Genomic DNA, 4,685 nt, shown 5'->3' on the forward strand with positions numbered 1-4,685 from the left:
AAATCGAGTGGTCCTTCAAAAACTTCTGTTTCAATCTTTATCGCCATTTTCCTCTTATCCCCTTATAGCTACAACGAGATTGGCAAATTCGGTAGTTAAGAGTTCTAAAACATCGTCAATAGAGACTATACCTTTTAATTTTCCTTCCTGATCCACAACTATAAGCCTCCTTACAGCGGCTTCTCTAAAAGCTTTTGTTAATTCAAGTAGTGATGCATCTTCATTTATGGTTATTGGGTCTTTTGTCATTACTTCTTTTACCGGAGTTTCAGAATCTTTCCCTTCTCCTACTACTCTTATAGCTATGTCTCTGTCAGTAATTACTCCAACGGGTTTATCTCCATCAAGAATAACAAGACAACCTACCATCTTATCTTTCATTCTTTGAGTTGCAATTCTAACCGGTGTGTCAGGTTCAACAACAACTACTTTTCTTTGAATAAGATCCTTTACAGGCATAGATCCCTCCCTTTAAAACCCATTCTACTCTTTAATTTAATGCCCGGGAGGGAGCAAGAGGAAACTACTCTTTTGAAATTTTCGCTAGGATCAGAACGTATTTTGGATGGTTAATGTTGTACATTTCTGGGAATTTCTCGTAAATAGGTCCAGCGTATATAGTTTTTCCATTTGATTTAACTTCAACAAGGATTGCAGGGTTTAAAGGCTCATTGGAACCAGAAGTATATCCATCACCTAAAACAAGGTGGGGTACGATATAAAGAATTTTTATATCGAGGTCTCCATATTTAACTTCAGAGTCTTTAGATACCTTTTCGGTTTTTACAACCTTTCCTGTGGTTTTATCGACAATTTTGATTGTTGCATGCTTCCAAGTGTTAACAACTTCAGGAGGTATATTTATTGGTTTATCAAACTTTGTGAGATTCTTACCGGAATGAACAGCCATCAGTTCATCATGCCCTTCTGGCATTCCCATATTGCCGTGAATTGGAGGATGTCCCTCTGGTAAGTTATTTACTGGGGGATGTCCCGGTGGCATACCTTCCATCATGCCGTGAGGGTTTTTATCTGCAAGTTCCGTTAAAGGTTTGGGAGCTTTGTTTTCTACTTTTGTTTGTGTTTGGTTTACTTGCGAAACTTTTCCTTGTTCTGTTTCTTCTTTCTTTCCACAGGAAGAAGTAGCAATACCAAAAGCTAAAAAGAACGTTAAAAGAGTTAGACTCTTTTTCATCATTCTCTCCTTTGGGATTTCAAATTTTTCCTAATTTTATCAAAACTCTATTTGATGGATTTTCTTTATCAAAAGAAGTTTTAATATAGATGAAAACTATTTGAATAATAGATTAACTCTTGTTAATATTTCCAAAAAACTCTTTGAAAAAAGGAGTGTTTCCTATGAACAGGAGGGATTTCTTAAAAGCTTTAGGACTGACTTTCCTAATAGGAGAAACCTTAGAAGCAAAAGAACCTTTCAAACCTGTTCTTATCTTTGATGAAACACTATGCATGGGTTGTAAATCCTGTATGGCTGCCTGTAAGCTTGAGAAAGGAAAAAATCTTTTTTGGATAAAAGAAAAAGAAATAGGAAGAAGAATCTTCTTCTATCAAGAAAAAATATGTAGGGAATGCGTTGACCATCCTTGCGTCTTAGTGTGTCATTTTGGAGCTATCCAAGTTAAAGAAGGGGGAATTATCTCCATAGATAGGGAAAGATGTACAGGTTGTGGTTCTTGTGCAAAAGTTTGTCCACATGATGCAATAACTTTTGATGAAGAAAATAAGGCTATAAAGTGCGATTTCTGTTCGGGTAGAGTTTTAAAAGGTGATATTCCAAGATGCGTTGCCGTTTGTCCAAGTGGAGCTTTGATTTTCGGCAATCTCTTAAATCCTCAAGGAAGACTAAAAGAACTTTTAGATTCAAGACCTGAAGTTAGGAAACTCCTTTTGAAACATCAACAAGCAGAGCTTTTCTATAAGCCAACAAAAAGGAATCTTTACAGTTTTGATGAAACAAAGAAAAACTTAGGAAGTAAGGTTGTTAATACTGTTTGCCTTGCTTGTAATGCAAGGTGTGGGCTTAGAGTTTTTGTTAAAGATAACCAAATAGTTAGAGTAGATGGAAATCCTTATCATCCTTACAACAGAGCCGGAAAAGAAATTCCTTACGATACCCCACTTTTTGAAAGCTTTAAGGAAGTTGGAACGACCTGTGCAAAGCCTCAAATGGATGTCGAATACTTGTTTAATCCTTATCGAATTATTAAACCTTTGAAAAGGATTGGGCCAAGGGGTTCTGGGAAGTTTAGACCTATAAGCTGGGAACAGTTAATAAGAGAAGTTTGTGAAGGAGGAAAACTTTTTAAGGAAATTGGTGATGAAAGGAATTATCCAGGAATAAAAGATGTTCTTTCTGATGAACCAATTAATAAAGAAGCTCCAGAGCTTGGGCCAAAGAGAAACCAGCTCGTGTGGTTTACCGGAAGGTCTCAAGGAGGTAGAAGCCACTTTATAAAAAGGTGGCTTTTTAAGGCAATTGGTTCAAAGAACTACATAGGGCACACCGACATATGTGGAATAGGTTTTAGAATGGGCAACTATGCCTTTACTGATGGAAAGGAAGTTGAACTAAAAGCTGACTTTTGGAACTGTAAATATATGCTCATATTTGGAGCCAACATTTATTCAGCCCTTCAGCCAGGAGTAAACACCTCCGGAAGCATAATTGCAAGGAGGATAGCTTCTAAAGATTTAAAAATTGTTATTGTTGACCCAAGAGCTCCAAAAGCCATCGTTCACGCTCACGATTGGCTTCCTGTGAAACCTACAAAAGACGGAGCTCTAGCTCTTGGGATTTTGAGAGTAATGCTTGAGAATGGTTGGTTTGATGAGGATTTCTTATCAATACCTTCCATGAAGGCCGCTAAGAAAAGGAATAGAAACGTTTACACTAATGCAACTCATCTTGTAGTTGTTGATGAAAAGAGAAAGGATTTTGGAAAGTTCCTAAAAGTAGATGGAAAAGAGGTAGTAATAGATTCTAAGACTCTAAAAGCTTTGCCTTTTGACGAGGTTGATGTAGGAGTTTTGGAGTGGGAAGGAGAGGTAAATGGAGTTAAAGTAAAAACTGCTTTTAAACTAATGAAAGAAAGCGTTTTTGAACATTCCCTTGATTTTTATGCAAAGGAAAGTGGAATTTCGGTTGAAAAAATTAAAAAAGTTGCTAAAGAATTTTGGGAACATGCTCCAAAGGCTGCCGCTTTTGCCTATCACGGAGGGGGAAACTACGTTGGAGGAACTTATGCAAGCTATGCAATAGCAATGCTCAACGCTTTAGTTGGAAATGTTAATAGAATTGGTGGATATCTTGGAAAAGGTAAAGGAGTTGCATCTTGGCAGAAAGGTATCTATGACCTCAAAAGTTTCCCAAATTCCAAGAAACCTAAGGGAGTAAAAATATCTAGGGAAAAAGCAAGATATGAAGATTTAACAGAGTTTAAAAATAAAGGTTACCCTTCAAAACTTCCTTGGTTTAGTTTCACAAAAGGGGGATTATCGGTTTCTGCAATTTCCGGAATTGACCAAAAGTATCCTTACCCGATAAAGATACTCATTACTTATTTTTCAAACATCGTTTACAGTATGCCTGGGGGAATAAGATTTATAGAGACTCTAAAAGATCATGATAAAGTTCCCCTTCACATTTCCATAGATACAACCATAAACGAAACAAACATCTATGCCGACTACATAGTTCCGGATATTACCTACCTTGAAGGACATTACGGTTTCTTGACACCACACGCTCCAGGTTGCCACTTTACGGCAGTTAGAACTCCTGTTTTGGAACCTTTAGTTGATAAAACGAGTGATGGAAGACCAATGTGTATGGAAACCTTCCTAATAGATGTAGCAAGGTATCTGAACCTTCCAGGATACGGAAAACGAGCAATTCCTTCAAAAAATGGAAAGCTTTATCCTCTCGTAAAACCTGAGGATTATTACTTGCGAGGTATTTCAAATTTAGCCTTTAACAGTAAAGTGAAGGATGCACCTTACGAAGAAATAAGGTTTGTTGAAGAAAATTACCCTGTTGCAAAACACAAAAGTATCCTTTCTGAAAAAGAGTGGAGAAAGGTTTGCACTATCTTAGTAAGAGGGGGAGTTTTTAAGCCAAGCAAAGAAGTTTTTGATGAATACGGAAACTTTATCTTTGGAGTTCCAAAGGTTTATATCTGGAACGAAAAGCTTGCGACGAGTAAAAATAGCCTAACAGGTGAAAGATTTTGGGGAACCATAAGATACCAGTCTTCAACTGATTATTTCGGAAGAAATATTGAAGATCTGGATAGAGACTATCCGTTTGCCATAATAACCTACAAATCTGCTCTTCATACCCAGTCAAGAACAATTTGTTATGAAAGTGCTTTAGAGTTTGATAAAGACTTTTACCTTAAAATAAACCCTGTAGATGCTGAAAAACTTGGTCTAAAAGAAGGAGATAAAGTCAGGATTTACTCTCCTTCCTTTGAAAAGGGACTGATTACTAAAGTAAAAATTACAAACTTAGTCCGAGAAGGTGTTGTTGCATATTCTCACCACTTTGGACACTGGCAACACGGATCAGGAGATCTTTCAATATTGGATGGGGAAAGGGTTTTCCTTGGTAAAGAGAAGGCTTTAAAACCCAATAGAAAAAGAAGAGTTGGAATCCTTCCAAACAA

General features: G+C 37.0%; 3 protein-coding genes. 1 reads left to right on the top strand and 2 read right to left on the bottom strand.

Features of this window, described 5'->3' with window-relative positions:
* Positions 1-54: 54 nt before the first annotated feature.
* Complete coding sequence (locus tag ABGX27_00110) at positions 55-459, bottom strand: CBS domain-containing protein (protein MEO2067904.1); 405 nt, start codon at positions 457-459, stop codon at positions 55-57.
* A gap of 64 nt (positions 460-523) precedes the next feature.
* On the bottom strand, positions 524-1,195 hold the full coding sequence (locus ABGX27_00115; GenBank protein MEO2067905.1) for a DUF2155 domain-containing protein: 672 nt from the start codon (positions 1,193-1,195) through the stop codon (positions 524-526).
* A gap of 164 nt (positions 1,196-1,359) precedes the next feature.
* Between ABGX27_00115 and ABGX27_00120 the strand changes: the two genes are divergently transcribed.
* Positions 1,360-4,685: 4Fe-4S dicluster domain-containing protein (locus tag ABGX27_00120; protein ID MEO2067906.1), on the top strand; the 3,326-nt coding region annotated here is incomplete at its 3' end.

The sequence above is a fragment of the Desulfurobacteriaceae bacterium genome, from assembly GCA_039832905.1.
Classification (GTDB): domain Bacteria; phylum Aquificota; class Aquificia; order Desulfurobacteriales; family Desulfurobacteriaceae; genus Desulfurobacterium.